The 22,896-nt window shown below is 64.9% G+C and carries 21 protein-coding genes and 1 pseudogene; 16 read left to right on the top strand and 6 right to left on the bottom strand.

Annotated features, from left to right (window positions below):
- The first annotated feature begins 268 nt into the window (after nucleotides 1-268).
- The 5 genes from AA0Z93_RS05170 (at nucleotide 269) to AA0Z93_RS05190 (ending at nucleotide 4,410) form a co-directional block, all read left to right on the top strand.
- Nucleotides 269-628: a transposase gene (locus AA0Z93_RS05170; RefSeq protein WP_413046095.1), complete on the top strand. Its 360-nt coding sequence runs from the start codon at nucleotides 269-271 to the stop codon at nucleotides 626-628.
- Between the two features lie 29 nt (nucleotides 629-657).
- Nucleotides 658-1,470 carry an IS3 family transposase gene (locus AA0Z93_RS05175; protein WP_413048380.1) on the top strand — a complete coding sequence of 271 codons (813 nt, stop codon included), beginning with the start codon at nucleotides 658-660 and terminating at the stop codon, nucleotides 1,468-1,470.
- A gap of 299 nt (nucleotides 1,471-1,769) precedes the next feature.
- Nucleotides 1,770-2,300 (top strand): ATP-dependent protease subunit HslV, encoded by a 531-nt coding sequence (hslV, locus tag AA0Z93_RS05180; protein WP_296266229.1) that lies wholly within the window; start codon nucleotides 1,770-1,772, stop codon nucleotides 2,298-2,300.
- Nucleotides 2,301-2,376: 76 nt separating this feature from the next.
- Nucleotides 2,377-3,720 carry an ATP-dependent protease ATPase subunit HslU gene (gene hslU, locus AA0Z93_RS05185; RefSeq protein WP_413046094.1) on the top strand — a complete coding sequence of 448 codons (1,344 nt, stop codon included), beginning with the start codon at nucleotides 2,377-2,379 and terminating at the stop codon, nucleotides 3,718-3,720.
- A gap of 312 nt (nucleotides 3,721-4,032) precedes the next feature.
- On the top strand, nucleotides 4,033-4,410 hold the full coding sequence (locus AA0Z93_RS05190) for a gamma-butyrobetaine hydroxylase-like domain-containing protein (RefSeq protein WP_413046093.1): 378 nt from the start codon (nucleotides 4,033-4,035) through the stop codon (nucleotides 4,408-4,410).
- A gap of 12 nt (nucleotides 4,411-4,422) precedes the next feature.
- Here AA0Z93_RS05190 and AA0Z93_RS05195 read toward each other — a convergent pair whose 3' ends face one another.
- Nucleotides 4,423-4,698: a polyhydroxyalkanoic acid system family protein gene (locus tag AA0Z93_RS05195; RefSeq protein ID WP_413046092.1), complete on the bottom strand. Its 276-nt coding sequence runs from the start codon at nucleotides 4,696-4,698 to the stop codon at nucleotides 4,423-4,425.
- Nucleotides 4,699-4,821: 123 nt separating this feature from the next.
- Between AA0Z93_RS05195 and ubiE the strand changes: the two genes are divergently transcribed.
- From ubiE to AA0Z93_RS05250, 11 genes and pseudogenes are all read left to right on the top strand, one after another.
- Entirely contained in the window at nucleotides 4,822-5,592 is a 771-nt protein-coding gene (gene ubiE, locus AA0Z93_RS05200) for a bifunctional demethylmenaquinone methyltransferase/2-methoxy-6-polyprenyl-1,4-benzoquinol methylase UbiE (protein WP_296266240.1), read from the top strand.
- Nucleotides 5,592-6,215, top strand: a complete 624-nt coding sequence (locus AA0Z93_RS05205) for an SCP2 domain-containing protein (RefSeq protein WP_413046091.1) — start codon at nucleotides 5,592-5,594, stop codon at nucleotides 6,213-6,215. Before ubiE ends, AA0Z93_RS05205 begins: the two co-directional genes overlap by 1 nt.
- Entirely contained in the window at nucleotides 6,212-7,822 is a 1,611-nt protein-coding gene (ubiB, locus tag AA0Z93_RS05210) for a ubiquinone biosynthesis regulatory protein kinase UbiB (RefSeq protein WP_413046090.1), read from the top strand. The genes AA0Z93_RS05205 and ubiB overlap by 4 nt, the downstream gene beginning before the upstream one ends.
- Nucleotides 7,823-8,100: 278 nt before the next feature.
- Nucleotides 8,101-8,493 (top strand): phosphoribosyl-AMP cyclohydrolase, encoded by a 393-nt coding sequence (hisI, locus tag AA0Z93_RS05215; RefSeq protein ID WP_313740745.1) that lies wholly within the window; start codon nucleotides 8,101-8,103, stop codon nucleotides 8,491-8,493.
- Between the two features lies 1 nt (nucleotide 8,494).
- Nucleotides 8,495-8,830, top strand: a complete 336-nt coding sequence (locus AA0Z93_RS05220) for a phosphoribosyl-ATP diphosphatase (RefSeq protein WP_313740744.1) — start codon at nucleotides 8,495-8,497, stop codon at nucleotides 8,828-8,830.
- A 99-nt stretch (nucleotides 8,831-8,929) separates the two neighbouring features.
- Nucleotides 8,930-9,202: pseudogene (locus AA0Z93_RS05225) on the top strand (twin-arginine translocase TatA/TatE family subunit); the annotation flags it as partial.
- Between the two features lie 276 nt (nucleotides 9,203-9,478).
- Entirely contained in the window at nucleotides 9,479-9,937 is a 459-nt protein-coding gene (tatB, locus tag AA0Z93_RS05230; RefSeq protein ID WP_413046089.1) for a Sec-independent protein translocase protein TatB, read from the top strand.
- Nucleotides 9,934-10,719: a twin-arginine translocase subunit TatC gene (tatC, locus tag AA0Z93_RS05235; protein WP_413046088.1), complete on the top strand. Its 786-nt coding sequence runs from the start codon at nucleotides 9,934-9,936 to the stop codon at nucleotides 10,717-10,719. Before tatB ends, tatC begins: the two co-directional genes overlap by 4 nt.
- A complete protein-coding gene (locus tag AA0Z93_RS05240) occupies nucleotides 10,716-11,423 on the top strand; it encodes a 16S rRNA (uracil(1498)-N(3))-methyltransferase (RefSeq protein ID WP_413046087.1) in 708 nt (235 codons plus the stop codon). The genes tatC and AA0Z93_RS05240 overlap by 4 nt, the downstream gene beginning before the upstream one ends.
- 103 nt (nucleotides 11,424-11,526) lie before the next feature.
- Nucleotides 11,527-13,443 (top strand): methyl-accepting chemotaxis protein, encoded by a 1,917-nt coding sequence (locus tag AA0Z93_RS05245; RefSeq protein ID WP_413046086.1) that lies wholly within the window; start codon nucleotides 11,527-11,529, stop codon nucleotides 13,441-13,443.
- A gap of 169 nt (nucleotides 13,444-13,612) precedes the next feature.
- On the top strand, nucleotides 13,613-15,565 hold the full coding sequence (locus AA0Z93_RS05250; RefSeq protein WP_413046085.1) for a methyl-accepting chemotaxis protein: 1,953 nt from the start codon (nucleotides 13,613-13,615) through the stop codon (nucleotides 15,563-15,565).
- A gap of 131 nt (nucleotides 15,566-15,696) precedes the next feature.
- Here the strand turns inward: AA0Z93_RS05250 and AA0Z93_RS05255 are convergent, their stop codons facing one another.
- The 5 genes from AA0Z93_RS05255 to AA0Z93_RS05275 all read right to left on the bottom strand — a co-directional run bounded on the left by AA0Z93_RS05255 (nucleotide 15,697) and on the right by AA0Z93_RS05275 (nucleotide 22,823).
- On the bottom strand, nucleotides 15,697-16,431 hold the full coding sequence (locus AA0Z93_RS05255) for an amino acid ABC transporter ATP-binding protein (protein WP_413046084.1): 735 nt from the start codon (nucleotides 16,429-16,431) through the stop codon (nucleotides 15,697-15,699).
- Entirely contained in the window at nucleotides 16,424-17,386 is a 963-nt protein-coding gene (locus AA0Z93_RS05260) for an amino acid ABC transporter permease (protein ID WP_413046083.1), read from the bottom strand. The genes AA0Z93_RS05255 and AA0Z93_RS05260 overlap by 8 nt, the downstream gene beginning before the upstream one ends.
- Nucleotides 17,387-17,515: 129 nt before the next feature.
- A complete protein-coding gene (locus AA0Z93_RS05265) occupies nucleotides 17,516-18,313 on the bottom strand; it encodes a transporter substrate-binding domain-containing protein (protein WP_413048344.1) in 798 nt (265 codons plus the stop codon).
- Nucleotides 18,314-18,550: 237 nt separating this feature from the next.
- The gene (gene mdoH, locus AA0Z93_RS05270; protein WP_413046082.1) at nucleotides 18,551-21,106 is read right to left on the bottom strand and encodes a glucans biosynthesis glucosyltransferase MdoH; all 2,556 of its coding nucleotides are present in this window, start codon (nucleotides 21,104-21,106) and stop codon (nucleotides 18,551-18,553) included.
- Nucleotides 21,099-22,823, bottom strand: coding sequence for a glucan biosynthesis protein G (locus AA0Z93_RS05275; protein ID WP_413046081.1), 1,725 nt, complete (start codon nucleotides 22,821-22,823; stop codon nucleotides 21,099-21,101). The genes mdoH and AA0Z93_RS05275 overlap by 8 nt, the downstream gene beginning before the upstream one ends.
- Nucleotides 22,824-22,896 lie beyond the last annotated feature (73 nt).

Here is a 22,896-nt window from a genome sequence, read left to right on the forward strand (position 1 = left end):
AGCCAACCGCATGGGAGCGGCCGATGCGGCACTCCGACCAGCCGCATGCCCTGCGCCAGACCCTTGTAGGAGCCGCAATGGCCTGCGCCAGACCCTTGTAGGAGCGGCTTGAGCCGCGATGGCCTGCGCAGCAGGCCCAACAGCTGCGATCGCTTTCCGTCAGGTGCCCAATGTTGCTTGAAGTGGGGCGGCGCTGCCGCCCATCGCGGCTCAAGCCGCTCCTACAGGGACCTGGCGCAGGCCATCGCGGCTAAAGTGAAGTGGCCTAATGATTTTGGACACCTTCATCGGGCGCTATGATGGCGCCCAACTGGAGGCAAAATCAGTGCGTAAATCTTACTCAAGAGAATACAAAGTCCAAGCTGCCGAAATGGTGCTGGACGGTGGTCAGTCAGTCCCCGAAGTCTGCGCGGCCCTTGGGCTTGGGCCCACGGCGTTGCGTCGTTGGGTTGAGCAGGTGCGCGAAGAGCGAGCCGGCAAGGTTCCAGTTGGAGCCAAAGCGATCACCCCCGAGCAGCAACGAATTGAAGAACTCGAAGCGTTGGTTCGGCAAAAAGATCGGGATATCGAAATCCTAAAAAAGGCCAGTGCTCTTCTGCTTCGGGACTCCAAAGATCGTTTTCGCTGATCAACGAGCTGAGTGAGCAATATCCTGTTATCGACTGCTGCCGCGTGCTTGGGGTCAAGCGCAGCAGCTTCTACGCGTGGCGCAAACGGCAAGGGCGTGAAAATCCGGCCAGAGATGCTCTGCGCCTGCTTGCAGTCAAGCATTTCAACGCGTCGCGAGGTGCCTCTGGTTCACGAACGCTGGTGCAGGAATTACGCCGTGAAGGACACGAGGTGGGGCGATACAAGGTGCGCACACTAATGCGCGAAGCTGGCCTGAAGTGTAAACAACGCAGGCCGCACCGGTATCGGTCATCCGGGGCAGAAGCATTGATCGCGCAGAATCAGCTGAAGCGCAATTTCAAGGTTTCGACGATCAATGAGGTTTGGTGTGGCGATGTGACTTACATCCAGGTTGGCAGGCGCTGGTTGTACCTGGCCGCTGTGATTGACCTCTATGCCCGTCGAGTGGTTGGTTGGGCGTTCTCGATGATTGCCGATGCCAATTTGGCTTGTAATGCCCTGCGCATGGCTGCCGAATCGCGCGGTAGGCCGGCGGGTGTGATGTTTCACTCAGATCAGGGCTGTCAGTACACCAGCCATAAATTCAGGGCCGCACTCGATGAGTACAACTTGAACCAGAGCATGAGCCATCGGGGCCAATGCTGGGATAACGCCGCTATGGAACGATTCTTCGGCGCATTGAAATCAGAATGGATGCCAGCAGGTGGTTACGAGACCGAATCTCAGGCACGAGTGGATATCCAAGCTTATCTCATGCGCTACAACCTCAAGCGCCTCCACAGCTACAACGGCTATGAAACACCGGTAGCCATGGAGGAAAAGCTTAAGATAGCGGCATGAACCTTAACCGGTGTCCAAAATTACTTGACCAGTTCAAAGCCGCTCCTACAGGGACTTGGCGCAGGCCATTGCGGCTCAAGCCGCTCCTACAGATGCTCTCGCACGGGCTTCAGTCATGATGGGAGTCAAGCCGCCCCCCTCTAGCGTGTGAGACAACCGCCGCTATTGGAACGGCGCTGTCGCCCTTTGCGCGCGATCGGAACACGCGACCGGCCGCTTCCACCCGTTGAAATCCTTCTCTGCATCCCCATATCAGTTTCCATCAGGCATTTTCGCCCCCGCTGCATGGAGACGTCCCCTTGACTACCATCGTTTCAGTTCGCCGCCACGGTAAAGTCGTCATGGCTGGCGACGGCCAGGTGTCGCTCGGCAATACCGTGATGAAAGGCAACGCCAAGAAGGTCCGTCGCCTGTACCACGGCCAGGTGATCGCCGGCTTCGCGGGTGCCACCGCCGATGCCTTCACGCTGTTCGAGCGCTTCGAAGGCCAGTTGGAGAAACACCAGGGCCACCTGATCCGCGCTGCGGTCGAGCTGGCCAAGGAATGGCGGACCGATCGTACCCTGAGCCGCCTGGAAGCCATGCTGGCCGTGGCCAACAAGGACGCTTCGCTGATCATCACCGGCAACGGCGACGTGGTCGAACCCGAAGACGGCCTGATCGCCATGGGCTCGGGCGGTGCTTTCGCCCAGGCCGCAGCCCGCGCGCTGCTGAACAAGACCGAACTGGGCGCTCGCGAGATCGCCGAAACCGCCCTGAACATCGCCGGCGACATCTGCGTGTTCACCAACCACAACCTGACCATCGAGGAGCAGGACCTGGCCGAGTGATCAGCTGTTCTGGCGCCCAGCCCCGGCGGCTGGGCTTTTCCACGCTGAACCACCGCGCACGAGGACCATCATTCTTATGTCCATGACCCCCCGCGAAATCGTCCACGAACTCAACCGCCACATCATCGGCCAGGACGACGCCAAGCGCGCCGTGGCCATCGCCCTGCGCAACCGCTGGCGGCGCATGCAGCTGCCGGCCGAGCTGCGCGCGGAAGTGACGCCCAAGAACATCCTCATGATCGGTCCGACCGGTGTCGGCAAGACCGAAATCGCCCGGCGCCTGGCCAAGCTGGCCAACGCCCCGTTCATCAAGGTCGAAGCCACCAAGTTCACCGAAGTCGGCTATGTGGGCCGCGACGTCGAGTCGATCATCCGCGATCTGGCCGATGCCGCACTGAAACTGCTGCGCGAGCAGGAGATCGTCCGTGTGCGCCACCGCGCCGAAGACGCCGCCGAAGACCGCATCCTCGACGCCCTGCTGCCCCAGGCGCGCGCCACCAGCTTCAGCGAGGAAGCCGCTCAGACCAGCACCGATTCCAACACCCGTCAGCTGTTCCGCAAGCGCCTGCGCCAGGGTGAGCTGGACGACAAGGACATCGAGATCGAAGTGGCCGAGTCGGCCGGTGTGGACATCGCCGCCCCGCCGGGCATGGAAGAGATGACCAGCCAGTTGCAGAACCTGTTCGCCAACATGGGCAAGGGCAAGCGCAAGTCGCGCAAACTCAAGGTCAAGGAAGCGCTCAAGCTGGTGCGCGACGAAGAGGCCGGTCGCCTGGTCAACGAGGAAGAACTCAAGGCCAAGGCGCTGGAGTCGGTCGAGCAGCATGGCATCGTGTTCATCGACGAGATCGACAAGGTGGCCAAGCGCGGTAACGTCGGCGGCGCCGATGTGTCCCGCGAAGGCGTGCAGCGCGACCTGTTGCCGCTGATCGAAGGCTGCACCGTCAACACCAAGCTGGGCATGGTCAAGACCGACCACATCCTGTTCATCGCCTCCGGCGCGTTCCATCTGAGCAAGCCGAGCGACCTGGTGCCTGAACTGCAAGGCCGTCTGCCGATCCGTGTGGAGCTCAAGGCGCTGACCCCGGAAGACTTCGAACGCATCCTGCAAGAGCCGCATGCGTCGTTGACCGAGCAGTACCGCGAGTTGCTCAAGACCGAGGGCCTGAACATCGAGTTCGTCGATGCGGGTATCAAACGCCTGGCCGAGATCGCCTACCAGGTGAACGAAAAGACCGAGAACATCGGAGCGCGTCGTCTGCATACCCTGCTCGAGCGTCTGCTCGAAGAAGTGTCGTTCAGCGCTGGGGATCTGGCCAGCAGCCACACCGAGGCACCGATCCGTATCGATGCCGACTATGTGGACACGCACTTGGGCGACCTGGCGCAGAACGAAGATCTGTCGCGCTACATCCTGTAGCAGCGGCTTTCGACCCAGAGGAGCCGCTCAGCGGCTCCGACGCCGTGCAGGAGAAACTTCTCGTCGCCCCATCGAGGCTGCCTTGCAGGCCATCGCGGGCGAAATGGGGCGACGCCTACTCGCCTGCGGGCGACATCGCCGCTTTGCACCCTACTTCCCAATCTCCACCGCAACGCTGGAATTGCGCGTATTCCGCACCTGGCCGCTTCGCTGCACAGCTGCGCCGAATCCGTTGAGCACGTCGCACGACAGCTTGAATCTCCCCAGCCGAACCCCGAAGCTTGGCCATCCGTTTCCTCAGAGACCGCCGCCATGCCGCGCCTGCCTACCGCGATCAACCTGCACAAAGCCTCCAAGACTTTGTCACTGACCTACGCCCCGGACGAGGTGTACCACCTGCCGGCCGAATTCCTGCGGGTGCATTCGCCGTCGGCCGAAGTGCAGGGCCACGGCAAGCCGATTCTGCAGTTCGGCAAGATCGGTGTAGGGCTCACGGGTTTGGAACCGGCCGGGCAGTACGCGTTGAAGCTGATCTTCGACGATGGCCACGACAGCGGGCTGTTCACCTGGGAATACCTGGAGCAGTTGTGCCTACGCCAGGAGGCGCTGTGGGAGGACTATCTGGAGCAATTGCGCCTGGCCGGGAAAAGCCGCGACCCGGTGGAGTCTGTGGTGAAACTGATGCTTTGAGGCGCCTGCCCTTCACGCCAATGCCTTGTCCAACGCCCGCTCGATCTCGCCCTCGATGGTGCCGCTCAGCATCGACAGCATCATGCCGAGCTTCAAGTCCACCCGAATCGACTCGTCGCCGATGTGCACGCTGCCCTTGGCGCCGCTGCGCGCGATGTCGACGCGGTCGCCGTCCCAGCTCGCCTTGAGGTCGTATTTGCTGGAAAGTTTCTCCACCAGGGCTTCGGCCTTGGCGCGGGCCGCTTCGCGGCCGAGGCTGTGTTTGCGTTCGACGCTGATCTGGGTCATGCGTGGGGTCCTGAAGCTGAGACAAGCTGGCCATTATGCCTGCCCCTGCCAGAGGGCACACCCCGCCAAGACAAATCCGCCGGTTCGCCCTAGAATGGCGGTAATTTTTCCCCGGTGAGCGATATGAACGATCAGCGCAAAGGCGATGCCGCCGAACCCACCACCCATTTCGGTTACAGCGACGTTCCGGAAAGCCAGAAGGCCAAGAAGGTCGCCGAGGTCTTCCACTCCGTCGCGGCCAAGTACGACCTGATGAACGACGTGCTCTCCGGCGGCATGCACCGCCTGTGGAAGCGCTTCACCATCGAGCTGTCGGGCGTGCGCAGCGGTAACCGGGTGCTGGACATCGCCGGCGGCACGGGCGATCTGGCGGCCAAGTTCTCGCGCCTGGTCGGCCCGACCGGCCAAGTAGTGCTGGCCGACATCAACGAATCGATGCTCAAGGTCGGCCGCGACCGTCTGCTCGACCGCGGCGTGGCGGGCAACATCGAGTTCGTCCAGGCCGACGCCGAGAAGCTGCCGTTCCCGGACAACCACTTCGACTGCGTGACCATCGCCTTCGGCCTGCGCAACGTCACCCACAAGGACGCCGCCATCCGCTCTATGCTGCGCGTGCTCAAGCCCGGCGGTCGCCTGCTGGTGCTGGAATTCTCCAAGCCCACCAACAAGCTGATGTCCAAGGCCTACGACGCCTATTCCTTCGCCTTCATGCCGCTGGCCGGCAAGCTGATCACCAACGACTCGGAAAGCTACCGCTACCTGGCCGAATCGATCCGCATGCACCCCGACCAGGAAACCCTCAAGGGCATGATGGTCGAGGCCGGCTTCGACCGCGTCACCTACCACAACATGACCAGCGGCATCGTGGCCGTGCACCGGGGGATCAAGCCCTGATGCTGCTGGCCGGGGTGCTCGCCAGCGTCGAGCATGGCCTGAACCGCGTGCTGCGCATGGACAGCACGGCGCTGCCGCGTCTGGCCGCGCTGGAAGGCAAGGTCATCGCCATCGACTGCCGGCAACCTGCGCTGCGGGTGTTCGTGCTGCCCGACGAAGACGGCCTGATGCTCGCCGGCCACTGGGAGGGCGAAGTGCATTGCACCCTGCGCGCACCGGCCAGCAGCCTTGCGCGGCTGGCCTTGAGCCGCAACAAGACCGCCGTGCTGCATGGCCCCGAGGTCGAGCTGCACGGCGACAGCGCCGCACTGCTCGACCTGTTCGGCGTGCTGCAAGACCTGGAACTGGACTGGGAATACGAGCTGTCGCGCTGGCTGGGCCCGGTGCCCACCTCGCTGCTGGCCGGGCACCTGCGCCAGCGCGCGGGCTGGACGCGCCAGGGCCTGGCGCGCTTCGGCCAGAACCTTTCCGAGTACCTGGCCGAAGAATCGCGCACCCTGGTGGGCCAGCGCGAAGCCGAAGCGGCCTTCAGCGAACTCGATGCGCTGAAGCTCGACATCGAACGACTCGAGGCGCGCATTCGCCGCCTTTCCCGCTCCCTTGATACCAGCGATAACGCATGAAGCTGCTCGCCGTCCGCCGTCTGTTTCGCATCCAGCGTGTGGTGATTCGCTACCGCCTCGATGACCTGCTGTTCGCCATGCCCCTGCCCTGGTGGCTGATGAGCCTGCGCCTGCTGATGCCCTGGCGCTGGCTGCCGCGCAAGCCCGCCGAGGCCTCCCGCGGTGCGCGCCTGCGCATGGCGCTGCAAGACCTGGGGCCGATCTTCATCAAGTTCGGCCAGTTGCTCTCGACCCGCCGCGACCTGCTGCCTACGGACGTCGCCGACGAGTTGATGCTGCTGCAGGACCGTGTGCCGCCGTTCGACCCCAAGCGCGCCGTGGAGCTGATCGAAGGCCAACTGGGTGCGCGCATCGAGCAGGTGTTCAGCCGCTTCGACGTCGAGCCGCTGGCCTCGGCGTCGGTGGCACAGGTGCATGCGGCCAAGCTCAAGACGGGCGAGGAAGTGGTGGTCAAGGTGGTGCGCCCCGGCCTGCAAACGGTGATCGCCCAGGATCTGGCCTGGCTGTTCCTGATCGCCAAGGCCGCCGAGCGGCTGTCGGCCGATGCCCGTCGCCTGCACCCGGTGGACGTCGTGGGCGACTACGAGAAAACCATCTACGACGAGCTCGACCTGCTGCGCGAAGCCGCCAATTCCAGCCAGTTGCGGCGCAACTTCGAAGGCTCGGACCTGATGTACGTGCCTCAGGTGTACTGGGACTACTGCCGGCCCAAGGTACTGGTGATGGAGCGCATCTACGGCGTGCCGGTCACCGACATGGCGACCTTGGCCGACCAGGGCACCGACATGAAGCTGTTGGCCGAGCGCGGTGTGGAAGTGTTCTTCACCCAGGTGTTCCGCGACAGCTTCTTCCATGCCGACATGCACCCGGGCAACATCTTCGTCAGCACCGTGCGCCCGTGGAGCCCGCAATACATCGCCATCGACTGCGGCATCGTCGGCAGCCTCACCGACGAAGACCAGGACTACCTGGCGCGCAACCTCATCGCCTTCTTCAAGCGCGACTATCGCCGTGTAGCGCAGTTGCACATCGATTCGGGCTGGGTGCCGGCGCACACCAAGGTCAACGAATTCGAGGCGGCGATCCGCACGGTCTGCGAGCCGATCTTCGAAAAGCCGCTCAAGGACATTTCCTTCGGCCAGGTGCTGATGCGCCTGTTCCAGACCGCGCGGCGCTTCAACATGGAAGTGCAGCCGCAGCTGGTGCTGCTGCAGAAAACCCTGCTCAACATCGAAGGCCTGGGCCGTCAGTTGCACCCCGAGCTCGATCTGTGGACCACCGCCAAACCGTACTTGGAGCGCTGGATGCGCCAGCGCATGAGCCCCAAGGCGGTGCTCAGCAACGTCTATAGCCAGGTCGAGCAACTGCCGCACCTGGCCGGCATGACCCGCGACCTGCTGGAGCGCCTGTCGCAGCCGCATCGCAAGGACCCGCGCCTGCCCGACCAACGCAACCGCGGCGACCATTGGGCCCTGCGTCTGCTCGGCGCGGGCCTGCTCGGCGGCGGCGCGACCCTGGCCGCTGGTGCGGCCAGCCTGACCGCCCCGGCCGTGTGGCCGGCGTACCTGATGCTCGCGGCGGGGTTGTACCTGATCGTGCGTCGATAGCCAGGGGCCGCAACGGCTGGCACACTAGCCCGCCTGTAGCAGCGCCTGGAGGAGCGACCGGCCGGCGCTCCGGTTCAGTCGCGAGGGCCGGCAAAGCCGGCCCACCTGCAAGAGCGACCTGAATTCGCGATGGCCAGCAAAGCCAGCCCGGCCCCAACGAAAGCGGACAAGGCAGCGCACCGATTGCCTCCGGCTGGTAACCCGGGATCGCGCGCCTTGTACGCCGCGACCGATGCACAAGGCCCCCTCGTCTCCTGGGGCCTGTTCTGGAGTGAGAGATGAAAGACTGGTTGGACGAGATCAACTGGAACAGCGACGGACTGGTACCGGCCATCGCCCAGGACCACAAGACCGGGCGCGTGCTGATGATGGCCTGGATGAACCGCGAAGCCCTGGCATTGACCGCCGCCGAGCAGCGCGCCATCTACTGGTCGCGCTCGCGTGGCAAGCTGTGGCGCAAGGGCGAGGAATCCGGGCACGTGCAGAAGCTGCACGAGATGCGTCTGGACTGCGACGCCGATGTGATCATCCTGATGGTCGAGCAACTGGGCGAAATCGCCTGCCATACCGGTCGGCAGAGCTGCTTCTATCGGGTCTACGAAAACGGCCAATGGCACATCGTCGATCCGGTGCTCAAAGACCCGCACGCCATCTACCACGCAGGACACTGACATGAGCGACACCCTCACCCGCCTGGCCGAAGTCCTCGAGGCCCGCAAGCACGCCGCCCCCGACAGCTCCTATGTGGCCAGCCTGCACCACAAGGGCCTGAACAAGATTCTGGAAAAGCTCGGCGAAGAGTCGGTGGAAACCATCATCGCCGCCAAGGACGCCGCCCTCAGCCACGACTGCAGCGACGTCATCTACGAAACCGCCGACCTGTGGTTCCACAGCCTGGTCATGCTCAGCGCGCTGGGCCAGCACCCGCAGGCGGTGCTCGACGAACTGGAGCGGCGCTTCGGCTTGTCCGGGCACGAGGAAAAGGCCGCGCGCCAGCCGTCGGCCTGATACCGGCAACGGGCCTAGCCCGTGCGGGTCTGAATGCGAGCGCGAGGAGGCGATGCGCCTCCCGCGACACAACCGATACGTCTGTTCCTGGAGTACGCAATGGGTATTTTCGACTGGAAACATTGGATCGTCCTGCTGATCGTGGTGGTCCTGGTCTTCGGCACCAAGAAGCTGAAGAACCTCGGCGGCGACCTGGGTGAATCGATCAAGGGCTTTCGCAAGGCCATGAGCGACGAAGAGCACAAGCCCACCGAGCAGACCCCGCCGGTGCACACCGCGCAGCCCGTACCGCCTGCGCAGCCCGCGCCGGTCCAGCCACAGGTGGCACCGATTCAAGCGGCACCGGCCCAGCCCCATGCCGCCCCGGCCCAGCCCTACGTGGCGCCTGCCCAGCCTCAGCCAGCGCCTGTCCAGCCAGCGCCTGTGCAACCCCAGGTGGCACCGACTCAGCCAGCACCCGCCCAAGCGCCGGCAGTACCTGTCCAGCCGGCACCGGCGCAGCCCCACGCGAGTCCTGTTGCGCCGGCCCCCGTGCAGCCCGAGGCAGTGCCCGCCCAACCGGCCCAGCCCCACGCGCCGTTGCCTCCAGGCCAGACCTTCGAAGGCCAGACCACACCCGCTCAAGATCCATTGAGGAAAGACTGAGCCATGTTCGGCATCAGTTTTGGCGAACTCCTGCTGGTAGGCCTGGTAGCCCTGCTGGTACTCGGCCCCGAGCGCCTACCGGGTGCGGCGCGCACCGCAGGGTTGTGGATCGGCCGTCTGAAGCGCAGCTTCAACAGCATCAAGATGGAAGTGGAACGCGAAATCGGCGCCGATGACATCCGCCGCCAGTTGCACAACGAGCACATCCTGTCGATGGAACAGGAAGCCCGGCGCATCCTCGACCCGAAGAACGCTGTGGCCCCTGCCGATGCGCCGCCTGCGCCCCCGGCCGATGCCACGGCTACGGCAGCGCCGAACCAGAGCGTTCCCTTCGTGCCGCCCGCAGCCGTAGCCTCGCCCGCAGCTGATACCTCGTCCGCCGTGCCGACGCCAGCAGTGCCCGCATCACCGACCACGCCAACCACGCCCTCCGACCAGCCACAGCCACCACGAGCCCCATGAGCGAAATCCCGGACCACGACCAGCCCATGCCGCTGGTCTCGCACCTGACCGAACTGCGCACCCGCCTGCTGCGCTGCGTGGCCGTGATCTTCGCGATCTTCATCGGCCTGTTCTCCTTCGCCCAGCAGATCTACACCCTGGTCTCGGCGCCGCTGCGCGACCACTTGCCGGCCAACGCCACGATGATCGCCACCGACGTGGCCTCGCCGTTCCTGACGCCGTTCAAGCTGACCATGATCGTTTCGCTGTTCGTGGCCATGCCGTTCATCCTTCAGCAGGTGTGGGGGTTCATCGCACCGGGGCTGTACCGTCATGAGAAGCGCATCGCCATTCCGCTGCTGGTCTCGAGTATTTTCCTGTTCTACGCCGGCATGGCCTTCGCCTACTTTCTGGTGTTCCCGCTGATCTTCGGCTTCTTCGCCGCCGCCACCCCCGAAGGCGTGTCGATGATGACCGACATCGCCAACTACCTCGACTTCGTCATGACGCTGTTCTTCGCCTTCGGCGTGGCCTTCGAAATTCCGGTGGCCGTGGTGCTGCTGGTGTGGATCGGCGTGGTCGATGTGAAGTACCTGAAGAAGATCCGCCCCTACGTGATCATTGGCTGCTTCGTGGTCGGCATGGTCCTGACCCCGCCCGACATCTTTTCCCAGACCCTGCTGGCCGTGCCGATGTGGCTGCTGTTCGAGGTCGGCGTGCTGTTCGCCACCTTGGTGCGCAAGCGCAAGGAAGCTGCCGAGAGCGAGGTCGACGCGCCTCAGCCACCTGCGAAACAGCCATGAACCTGTTGCTCCTGGAAGAGGCCGACTTCGTCGCGCCCGACCGCGTCGTGCTGAGCGACCGGCGCCTGACCCACCTGCAAGAGATCCACCGCGCCTGCGTGGGCGACACCCTGCGCGTGGGCCGCATCGGCGGCCTGACGGGCAGCGCCACCCTGCTGCGCCTGGAAGCCCGCGAAGCCGAGCTGCAGGTCGGCTTCGACCAGCCGCCGCCGGCCAAGCTGCCGTTGACTTTGGTGCTGGCCGTGCCGCGGCCGAAAATGATGCGCCGCCTGCTACAGACCGTCGCCACCCTGGGTGTGCCGCGGCTGATTCTGCTCAACAGCTACAAGGTCGAGAAAAGCTTCTGGCAGACGCCCTTCCTGCAACCGGCGAGCATCCGCGACAACCTGATCCTGGGCCTAGAGCAGGCACGCGATACGGTGCTGCCCGAAGTGATCATCGAAAAGCGCTTCAAGCCCTTCGTCGAAGACCGTTTGCCGGGCATCGCCCAGGGCACCTTGGGCCTGGTCGGCCATCCGGGCGATCATCCGGCCTGCCCGCGCGGCGTGGAGCAACCGGTGACCTTGGCGATCGGCCCCGAGGGCGGCTGGATTCCCTATGAAGTCGACTTGTTGGGGCGGGCAGGCTTGCAGCCCGTGCAACTGGGCGCGCGTATCCTACGGGTCGAAACGGCGGTCACCGCGCTGCTTTCGCGCCTGTTCTAAACCACTACTGGTCGTGTGGTCATAAAGTTTATTCCCCGAAGGCCGATGAACCTGACAGCCCGCCAAGGACGTCCGGCAGCCAATGAACAAGGGGTAATAGGCCATGAGTCAACGTTTAAGCCAACTGTTAGGCAACATCAGCGTCAACCGCAAACTCGCCATGGGCTTCGGCCTGGTCCTGCTATTGACCCTGGTCGCCGCCGCCACCGGCTGGATAGGCCTGCGCAACGTCATCGAGCGGGGCGACAAGTTGGGCCACATTTCCGAAGTCCTGCAACTGACCCAGGACCTGCGCATCGCCCGCCAGCAATATCAGCGCAAGGCCAACCCGGACGCCATCACCCAGATGGACGCCACCCTCGACCAGCTCGAACAACGCCTGCAAGGGGTGTCCGAGCGTCTGGCCCAGCCGGCCGACCTGCAACGGGTCGAGCGCCAACGTGCCGCCGTCGTCGAATACCGGCAGGTCTTCGATCAGCTCAAGCAAGCCGCACAGCGCCGCGAAAGCAGCCGTGCCGTGCTCGGCGACAGCGCCGACCAGGCCGCGGCCCTGCTCGCCACCCTCGAACAGCGCTTGCAGCAAGGCGGCGACATCGGCCAGTACGCCAGTGCCGTGCTGGCCGGTCAGGAGCTGCAACGCGCCCGCTTCGAAGTACGCGGCTACACCTACAGCGGCGAGGCCGAGCGCCAGCAGACCGCGCTGGTGGCCATCGACAAGGCCTCGGCGGTGCTGAGCGAGGTCGCCACGCGCCTGCCCGCCAGCTACGCCGCAGACTTGCAAGCCGCCGGCCAGGCCCTGGCCACCTACCGCGACGCGGTGAACCAGGTGGCCAGCGCGCAGAGCGCCAGCGAAGAGGCGCTGCAACACATGGCCGACCAAGGCCAGGTGATGTTCGACAACAGCCGCCAGCTCACCGAAACCCAGACCCAGGTACGCGACCAGGATGCCCAGCAGGCGCGCCTGCTGTTGGCCCTCAGCACCCTGGTGGCGGTGGTGCTGGGCATCATTGCCGCGTGGATCATCACCCGGCAGATCACCGTACCCCTGCGCGAAACCCTGAGCGCCGCCGAGCGCGTGGCCAATGGCGATCTGAGCCAGCAGTTGCAGGTCGACCGGCGCGACGAGCTGGGTCAGTTGCAGGCCAGCATGCAGCATATGACCCAAGGCCTGCGGCAACTGATCGGCGGCATCGGCGACGGCGTCACGCAGATCGCCAGCGCCGCCGAACAGCTGTCGGCGGTCACCGGCCAGACCAGCGCCGGGGTCAACAGCCAGAAAGTCGAAACCGACCAGGTGGCCACGGCCATGAACGAGATGGCCGCTACCGTGCAGGAAGTGGCGCGCAATGCCGAGCAGGCCTCGGAGGCGGCGTTGATGGCCGACCAGCAGGCCCGCGAGGGCGATCGGGTGGTCGGCGAAGCCGTCGCGCAGATCGAGCGCCTGGCCCATGAAGTGAACAACTCCAGCGAGGCCATGGGCGAGCTCAAGCAGGAAAGCGACAAGATCGGCAGCATGCTCGACGTGATCAAGTCGGTCGCGCAGCAGACCAACCTGCTGGCACTCAACGCCGCCATCGAAGCCGCTCGCGCCGGTGAGGCCGGGCGCGGCTTCGCCGTGGTCGCCGACGAGGTGCGCAGCCTGGCGCAGCGCACTCAGCAGTCCACCGAAGAGATCGAAGAGCTGATCGCCAACCTGCAACAGGGCACCCAGCGTGTGGCCGACGTGATGGACGCCAGCCGCGGCCTGACCGACAGCAGCGTCGAGCTGACCCGTCGCGCAGGTGGTGCGCTGGGCACCATCACCCGCACAGTGTCGTCGATCCAGGCGATGAACCAGCAGATCGCCACGGCCGCCGAGGAGCAGAGCGCGGTGGCCGAGGAGATCAACCGCAGCGTGATGAACGTGCGCGACATCTCCGATCAGACGGCGGCGGCCAGCGAGCAGACCGCCAGTTCCAGCGTGGAGTTGGCGCGGTTGGGCACGCACCTGCAAGGCCTGGTGGCGCGTTTCCGGTTGTAGATGACTTGCACGGTAGGGCTGCGCGCAAGGCAGCCCTACTTCCTACAAACCATGCGGAAATTTCCCACAGCATTTGCAGGTCCAGTCTGACGCGCTTCCCGCCGATGAGTAAGACTCGACGCCACGTCTGATCGCTGGCGCCTTCCGACTCATTTCTGGAGAAGCGCTCATGATAGGACTACTGGACAGATTTCTCGGCAACCTCAGCGTGCGCCTCAAGCTCGCCCTGGGCTTCGCCACGGTGCTGCTGTTCACCCTGGTCACCACCCTCAGCGGCTGGCTGGCCTTGGACGACGCCATCGAAAGCTCGGAAAAGCTCATCCAGATCGGTCATTTCAGCGACTACAGCAAGGATCTGCGCAGCGAACGCATCACCTACCGAGTGCTCGCCGACGAGGTCAGCCGCAAGCAGATCGACAGCACCCTGGGGCGTCTCGATGCGCTGGCCGAAGACATGCAACGGCGTTACGACGACGCCGATGTACAACGTCTGATCGCCGACAAACAGCGCGACTTGCAGACCTACCACACGGCCTTCGCCACCCTGCAACAGCAGGTCGTCGAACGCCAGCAACTGCAACAGGCCCAGGCGCAACAGGCCGACCGCCTGACCGCCAGGCTCGATGCCTTGCAGGAGCGTCTGATGACGCTGCTGGGCGAGTCCAGCGCGCCCACCGCCCTTGAACAGGTCATCGGCCTGATCGACAGCCTCGCCCGGCATCTTGAAGTGGCCAGCGAGCAAAGCCTAACTGCGGCCTATCTCAGCGATCCGCTGGAAAACTTCGAACAGGTCGGCCAAGCGGCGCTGGCCAGCGCCGTCACCCAGATGCAGCAGATCGAGGTAGCCCTGGCCCACGCCAACCTCGATCTGCCCAACGCCGCCACGCTGCCTGCCGCCATCGAGGCCTATCGCGCCGCCTTGCTCGACTACGCACGCAAGGCCATCGACGTGGAGCGCATCCACAACGAGCTGGAAACCCTGGGCCTTCAGTTGATGGACTACAACCAGCACATGGGCGAGCTGCAGGCGCAGTTGCGCGACCAGGAAGCGGTGGCCGCGCGCAGCCTGATGACGGTGATTGCCGTGCTGGCGCTGGCCATCGGGCTGCTGGCGGCATGGGTCATCAGCCTGCAGATCACCCGCCCCCTCGATGTGGCCCTGGCCCAGGCCGGGCGCATCGCCCAAGGCGACCTGGCGCCGCTGCACAGCGGTCCGCGCAGCGATGAGCTGGGCCAGTTGCAGCACAGCATGGGCGACATGACGGGTGGCCTGCGCGAGCTGATCGGCGGGTTGGAAGGCGGCGTCGAGCAGTTGTCGCGGGCCGTGCACGAACTGGCCACCGTCAGCGAAGCCACGCAGTTGCAGGCCAGCCAGCAGCGCGAGGAAACCGAGCAGGTGGCCACGGCCATGAACCAGATGAGCGCCACCGTGCACGAAGTGGCGCAGAACGCCGAGCAGGCGGCGTTGGCGGCGAGCCGCGCGGACCAGCAGGCGCAGGCCGGGGATCAGGTGGTCACGCAATCGATCGCGCAGATTGAGGAGTTGGCCGGGCACATGGACGCCTGCCTGGCGGCCATGCACCACCTGGCCGACGAGAGCCAGCGCATCGGCAGCATCCTCGAGGTCATCACCGCCGTGTCGCAACAGACCAACCTCCTGGCGCTCAACGCCGCCATCGAAGCGGCGCGCGCCGGCGAGGCCGGACGCGGTTTCGCCGTGGTCGCCGACGAGGTGCGCGGCCTGGCCCAGCGCACCCAGCAATCGACCGAGGAAATCGGCCAACTGATCGCCAGCCTGCACAGCGGCACCGAGAACGTCACCCACCTGCTCGACCACAGCAAACGTCTGACCGAACAGAGCGTGGCCCTCAGCCGCAGAACGGGCGAGGCCCTGGAGCAGATCACCGAAACGGTGTCGAGCATCCAGGGCATGAACCAGCAGATCGCGACCGCCAGCGAAGAGCAGAGCGTGGTGGCCGAGCAGATCAACCGCAGCGTGATGGGCGTGCGCGAAGGCGCCGACCGCACCAGCGCCACCAGCGAGCAGACTGCCGCGGCCAGTGGCGCACTGGAGCAACTGGGTCAGCAACTGCGGGCGATGGTCGGCAAGTTCAGCCTGTGAATGCCGCGAGCAACCGGTCCGGGCTTGGCGGGCTTAGCGTCGGCGCCGAACGCATAGCAGCATCGACGATGAGCGATGGCGTGCAGGCCTACTTGTGAGCGCCGACCGGCCAGGGCCGGCGCTCGGGCCGCTCACAGCACTTGACGCAGGAAGCTCTGCGCGCGCGGGTCCTGCGGGGCGTCGAAGAAGGCGCTGGGCGCGGCGTCTTCCAACAGGCGGCCATGGTCGAAGAACAGCACGCGGTCGGCCACTTCGCGGGCGAAGCCCATCTCGTGGGTCACGCAGACCATGGTCATGCCCTCCAGGGCCAAGGTCTTCATCACGTCCAGCACTTCGCCGACCATCTCCGGGTCGAGCGCGGAGGTGGGTTCGTCGAACAGCATCACCTTCGGGTCCATGGCCAGGGCGCGGGCGATGGCCACCCGCTGCTGCTGGCCGCCCGAAAGGCGCGAGGGGTATTCGTTGGCCTTCTCGCTGATGCCGACCTTGAGCAGCAAGGCGCGGGCACGGTCCTCGCGCTCGACCTTGCTGCGCTTGCGCACCACCTTCTGCGCCAGGCAGAGGTTTTCCAGCACGGTCATGTGCGGGAACAGGTTGAAGTGCTGGAACACCATGCCCACCTCGCGGCGGTAGGCGTTGATGTCGGTCTTCGGGTCGTCGAGCTGCACGCCGTTGATGGCCACGTGGCCGGCGTCGAAACTCTCCAGGCCGTTGAGGCAGCGCAGGAAGGTCGACTTGCCCGAGCCCGACGGGCCCAGTACCACCACCACTTCGCCCTTGCTCACCTGGGTGGTGACGTTGTCGACCGCGCGCACCACCTGGCCGCGGGTATCGAACACTTTCAGCAGGTCACGGACTTCAATCACTTTGCGCAAGCCTCCGCTCGAGCCGGCTGGCCAGGTGCGACAGCGGCAGGTTGATCAGCAGGTACAGCGCGGCCACGCAGAACCAGATCTCGAAGGTCGAGAACGAGGTGGTGATGGCCTCACGCCCACTCTTGGTCAGCTCGGTGATGGCGATCACCGACACCAGGGAAGTGTCCTTGACCAGGCTGATGAACTGCCCGGCCAGCGGTGGCAACACGCGCTTGAAGGCCTGCGGCAGGATCACGTGGCGCATCGACTGGCTGGCGTTGAGGCCCAGCGAGCGCGCTGCCTCGTTCTGCCCGCGGGCGATCGACTGCACGCCGGCACGCACGATCTCGGCCACGTAGGCGCCGGTGAACAGCGCCAGCGCGGCGACGCCGGCGAACTCGCGGGACAGGTTCAGCACCGTGCCGATGAAGAAATAGAAGATGAAGATCTGCACCAGCAGCGGCGTGCCGCGCACCAGCTCGACGTACACCGTCGACAGGTCGCGCAGGGTCGGGTTGTTCGACAGGCGGCACAGCCCGGCGAACAGGCCGATCACCAGGCCGAACGCGCCGGACACCACCGACAGCCACAGGGTGGTCCACAAGCCCCAGGCCAAGGGGCCGGCCGCCCAGTGCCGGGTCACGCCCAAGGCGTCGCCCTCGGCCACGTCGTCGCCGCGGCTGAGCAGCACGCTGTCGGCCTGCACCTGCACATGTTGTACGTCGCCGTCCTCGGTCTTCACCGTGAGGGTGGCCTGGCTGCCGGATACGGCGATGTCCTGCACGGTGCCAAAGCCTGTGGCGCGTTGGGTTTCTTCGGCCTGGTAGGCGAAATACTGCGGCACCCGGTTCCAGCGCCATTCGTAGGACATCATCGAAGTAGCCAGGTACAGGCTGATCGCCAGGCCCACCAGCACGAGCGCAGTGAGCCCATGCCAAGGCCACTGGGCTTTTTTATGTTTGATCAAAAAGGTGCTCCAAAAAACGAGACGCCGAGCGGGGCTCGGCGGTTCAGCGGCGAGCGACGCGCACCAACGCAGGGCAGTTCGCCTCCGATGGCAGCACGCCGCAGATTGCCTGCCGCCAGCGCGCGGCGCTTATTCCATTTCTTTCAGCCAGTCCTTGTTCTTGAACCACTTGTCGTGGATCCGATCGTAGGTGCCGTCGTGCTTGATCTGGTGCAGGAAGTTGTTGATGAAGTTGATGCTGTCGTAGTCGCCCTTCTTCAGGCCGAAGGCCAGCGGTTCGAAGGTGAAGGGTTCTTCGAGGAACAGCAGCTTGCCGGCACCGGCCTTTTCCACCGCGACCACGTTGTACGGCGCGTCGTAGACGAAGGCGTCGGCCTTGCCGTTGACCACGTCCATGACCGCTTCCTGTTCGTTGTCGTAACCGTGGTACTGGGCCTTGCCGATCAGCTTCTTGGCGATCATTTCGCCAGTGGTGCCGAGCTTGGACGTCAGACGGTACTTGTCGCTGTTGAGGTCTTTGTAGGACTTGATCTCGCCTTGCAGCTCCTCGCGGATCAGCAGGGTCTGACCCACCACGATGAAGGGTTCGCTGAAGTTCAGGCGCAGGTTGCGTTCCTGGGTCAGGGTCATGCCGCTGCCGATCATGTCGAACTTGCCGGTGATCAGCGCCGGAATGATGCCATCGTAGGCGGTGGAGACGGTTTCCAGTTTGACGCCCATGGACTTGGCCATGGCCTTGAGGATGTCGACTTCGAAGCCGATGATTTCGCCGCGCTTGTTGGTCATCTCGAACGGCATGTAGGTCGGGTCCATGCCCACCCGCAGCGTGCCGCGCTTGACGGCGTCGTCGATGGCGCCAGCCTGCGCACAGGCCACTGCGGCCAGCGCCGTGACGCCCACGAGCAGGCGCGAAAGATAGTGCTTGATCATTACCAGGTTCCCCAGCGAGAAAAGAAGCGAGTCTTATTGTTGGCGCGGCCGTAAACCCGCGCGGCGCGACGGACAGCGATGCTAACGCATGGCGGCCCTGCAAGTCACTGCAAGACCCGCGCCGGCCGGCGCTCGGGTCTGGCCGCAACGGGCGGCCACTCGCTCCAGCCCGCACGTGAAAACGCCTGGGGCCTGCATGTGCAGGCCCCAGGCGTCAGACAGGACCGCCGTGGATCAGGCGCCGACCAGGCCGGCTTGCGCTTGTGGCGGTAGCGCGTGCGGGTCGCTGGCGACCGAGCTGCGCCAGGCTTCGATCCAGCCTGCGTTCTGTTCGGCCCAGACACGCTCGTGCAGGCGCGACAGGGCGACCGGGTCGCTGAGCAAGGCCAGGCGGGTCGCCAGATCGATGCCTTTCGGCCCCACTTCCAGCGCCTTGGCGATGCGCTCGCCGCGCAACTGCTCGATGGCGGCCGACTGCCCGTGACGCGCCGTGCCCATGGCGCAGGCCAGAGCATTCTGGCGTGGATCGACCACGGCGCGCACGAAGCCGTCACGCAGCGCGTGCCAACGGTTCTCGTGGGCGTACTGGTCGGTGGCCAGCAGTTCGGCGGGCGTTGCGTATTCCTCGGGGATCAGGAACAGCTTCTCGTCCTTGGCCTTCAGACCCAGGTTGGTGCGGCTGGAAATCACCGACACCGGGATCGACAGCACCAGGGAACCGACGATCGGCGCCAGCCACCACAGGAAGCTCGGGTTCAGCCAGGCCACCAGCCCGGCCCAGGCGAAGCCCAGCAAGGTCTGCGGGCCGTGACGACGTATCGCTTCGCTCCACGGGGTGGAGTCGTCGTCACGCTGCGGCGAGTTCCAGGTCGCAGCCCAGCCGAGGAACGCGGCCAGTACGAAGCGCGTGTGGAAGATCATCCGCACCGGCGCCAGGAGCATGGAGAACAACATCTCCAGCAGCATCGACAGGGTGACCTTGATCCGCCCGCCGAAGCCCACTGAGCCCTTGGCCCAGATCAGAATGACGCTGAGCAGCTTGGGCAGGAACAGCAGCACCACGGTGGTGGAGAACAACGCGATGGCTTTCTCCGGGTGCCATTGCGGCCACAGCGGATAGAGCTGGAACGGTTCGAGGAAGTATTGCGGTTCCATCAGGGTGTTGGTCGCCAGCAAGGCGGTGGACAGCACCAGGAAGAAGAACCACAACGGCGCCGACAGGTAGGACATCACGCCGGTGAGGAACACCGCACGGTGCACCGGGTGCATGCCCTTGACCAGGAACAGGCGGAAGTTCATGAGGTTGCCGTGGCACCAACGCCGGTCGCGCTTGAGTTCGTCGAGCAGGTTCGGCGGCAGTTCTTCATAGCTGCCCGGCAGGTCATAGGCGATCCACACGCCCCAGCCGGCGCGACGCATCAGCGCGGCTTCGACGAAGTCGTGGGACAGGATCGCACCGGCGAAGGCGCCCTTGCCCGGCAACGGCGCCAGGGCGCAGTGCTCGATGAAGGGCTGCATGCGGATGATCGCGTTGTGCCCCCAATAGTGCGATTCGCCCAACTGCCAGAAGTGCAGGCCGGCGGTGAACAGCGGGCCGTAGACGCGGGTGGCGAACTGCTGCATGCGCGCATACAGCGTGTCCATGCCCGAGGCACGCGGCGCCGACTGGATGATACCGGCGTCCGGATTGGCCTCCATCAGGCGTACCAGGCTGGTCAGGCAGTCGCCGCTCATCACGCTGTCGGCGTCGAGCACCACCATGTACTTGTAGGCACCGCCCCAGCGACGGCAGAAGTCGTCGAGGTTGCCGCTCTTGCGTTTGACCCGACGGCGCCGGCGCCGATAGAAGATGTGCCCGAAGCCTTTGGCCTCGCGGCACACCTCCAGCCAGGCCTTCTGTTCGGCCACGGCGATGTCGGTGTCGTTGGTGTCGCTGAGCACGAAGAAGTCGAAGCGGTCGAGGTTGCCGGTGGCGGCCACCGATTCGAAGGTCGCGCGCAGACCGGCGAAGACCCGCGGCACGTCTTCGTTGCAGATCGGCATGACGATCGCGGTGCGCGCTTGGGCGTCGATCGGCTCGTTGCCGGCGCTGCTGCCGGAGATCTTGTACTTGTCGCGTCCGGTGAGCAGTTCCAGAAAACCCATCAGGGCGGTCCAGAAACCCGCCGACACCCAGCAGAAGAGGATGCCGAAGAGGATCAGGATGGAAGTCTGCAAGGCATAGGGCCAGACCTGGACGATGGTGTCCCAGATCGGCTGCGAAGTGATCTCGTCGAGGTCGACGAACGACCAGCCCTGGTACGGCAGGATGCCTTTCATGTACCAGCCGGCGACCAGCGTCTGGCCGATCATCAGCGCCAGCAGAATGTAGCGGCGGATCGAACCGACGGTGCGCCAGCGCGCCACCGGCAGCTCGCGTTTGGGCGGCTGCGGGGCGTTGGTGCGGCCGGTCATGCGCCGCCAGATGCGCACCAGAATATTGGTGCGCCAGGGCTCGGGCAGTACCCGGGTACGCTGGATCGGCGGGGCGATCTTCAGGCTCAAGCGGCCGCTGGCGTCGACGCCGAGCATTTCGGCGTCCTCCAGCTCGGCGGCGCTGCCCGCCGTCAGGCGCGCCGCGACCGAGGCCTGGGCGGCTTCGCCAGGTTCGGCCAGGGGCTGCGCGGCGAGGCGCTGGTGCAGCTCACTGAAGGAGGTGCAGCTGGCGAGTTCCGCCCGCTGCTCATCGTTCAGTGGCAGGTGCGCCAGGTACTCGCTCAGCGGGACCGGTGTAGCGTTCGGGTTACTCATCGGCAGGCAACTGATAGGTCCAGGTCTCGGTCAGCACCTTCTCGGTGGTGGCCGGTGTTTCTTGGCTAGCGGCAGCATCGGCGGCAGGCTGTTCGGCGGCCGCGTGTTGCTCGGCGGCCTTGGCGTGCTTGCCGGTGGCTTTGGCTGGCTTGGTTTCCTTGGCCGGCTTGGGCGCTTCGACCGGTACGTCGCGCACCAGCGCCGCGCGCATTTCGGTGGACTTGTTCGGGTCTTTGACCTTCAGGCGCAGCGTGAGGCGCCAGCCCTTGGTTTCAGGGTTGTAGCGCAGGTTGTTCTCGGCCACTTCGGCGTTGTCGCCGACGCTGACCTGGCTGCGCACACCGCTGTCTTCGGGCAGGGCGGCCAAGGCGGGACCGGCGAAATCGACCAGGAACGCGACGCTGCCATCGGGTTGGCGGATCAGGTTCGACTGTTTGACGTCGCCGGTCGAACGCATGGTCTGCTCGACCCAGCCCAGGTCCGGAGCCTGGAACTTGGGCTCTTCCATGGTGAAGTGCAGGCGGTAGTCGTGGTCGATCGAGGTACCGGGCTCCGGACGCTTTTCCGGGCTCCAGTAAGCGACGATGTTGTCGTTAGTTTCGTCGGCGGTAGGAATCTCCACCAGGTCGACGGTGCCCTTGCCCCAATCGCCTACCGGTTCGATCCAGGTGCTCGGACGCTTGTGGTAGTTGTCGTCGAGATCTTCGTAGTCCTTGAAGTCGCGGTGACGCTGCATCAGACCGAAGCCGCGCGGGTTTTCCACGCTGAAGTTGCTGACGGCCAGGTGCTTGGGATTGTTCAGCGGGCGCCACAGCCATTCGCCGTTGCCGCCATGGATCGCCAAGCCCTCGGAATCGTGCAGGGCCGGACGGTAGTTGAGCACTTTGGACGGCTGGTTGGGGCCGAACAGGTACATGCTGGTCAGTGGCGCGATGCCCAGGCGGGTGACCTGGTCACGCAGGAACACGCGGGACTTGACGTCCACCACGGTGTCGGTGCCCGGACGCAGGGTCAGCTTGTAGGCGCCGGTGGAGCGCGGCGAATCGAGCAGCGCGTAGATCACCAGGTGCTTGTCGGTCGGCTTGGGCTTCTCGACCCAGAACTCGGTGAAGCGCGGGAACTCTTCGCCCGACGGCAGCGCGGTGTCGATGGCCAGGCCACGGGCCGACAGACCATACGCCTGGCCCTTGCCGACCACGCGGAAGTAGCTGGCGCCGAGCAGGGTCATGATTTCGTCCTGCTTGTCGGCCTGGTTGATCGGGTACAGCACGCGGAAACCGGCGTAGCCGAGGTTTTCCGTGCTCTTGGCATCGTGCTGCACGTCACCGAAGTCGAAGCGGCTCGGGTCGTACTTGATTTCCTCGACCTTGCTGGCAGTGACTTCGTTGATTTTCACCGGCGTGTCGAAGTGCATGCCCTGGTGGTAGAACGACAGCTTGAAGGGGGTCTTGTCCGCGCTCCACTCGGCTTTTTCCTGAAGGAAGCGGATCTTCTGGTAGTCAGCGAACTTCATGTCGCGGAACACCGCAGGCAGATTGCTCTTCGGTGCTTCGTACTTCTGACCGGCCAGGTCCTTGGCTTTGGACGCTACGTCGTCCAGGTTGAAGGCCCACAGCTGACCGGCACTCATCAGGCCGACCAAAGCGGCACCGGCCATGACGACCTGGCGCAACCGTTTGCTGGAAATTCTGGGTGAACCACAGGGACTTACGATCACGAGCAACCCTCGCCGAAAACAGATCATGAAACCAACGGCCAGCGACAATTGCCGGGTTGGCGAGCACTGTTCG

It is taken from the genome of Pseudomonas phoenicis (assembly GCF_047302395.1).
In the GTDB taxonomy this organism is placed as follows: domain Bacteria; phylum Pseudomonadota; class Gammaproteobacteria; order Pseudomonadales; family Pseudomonadaceae; genus Aquipseudomonas.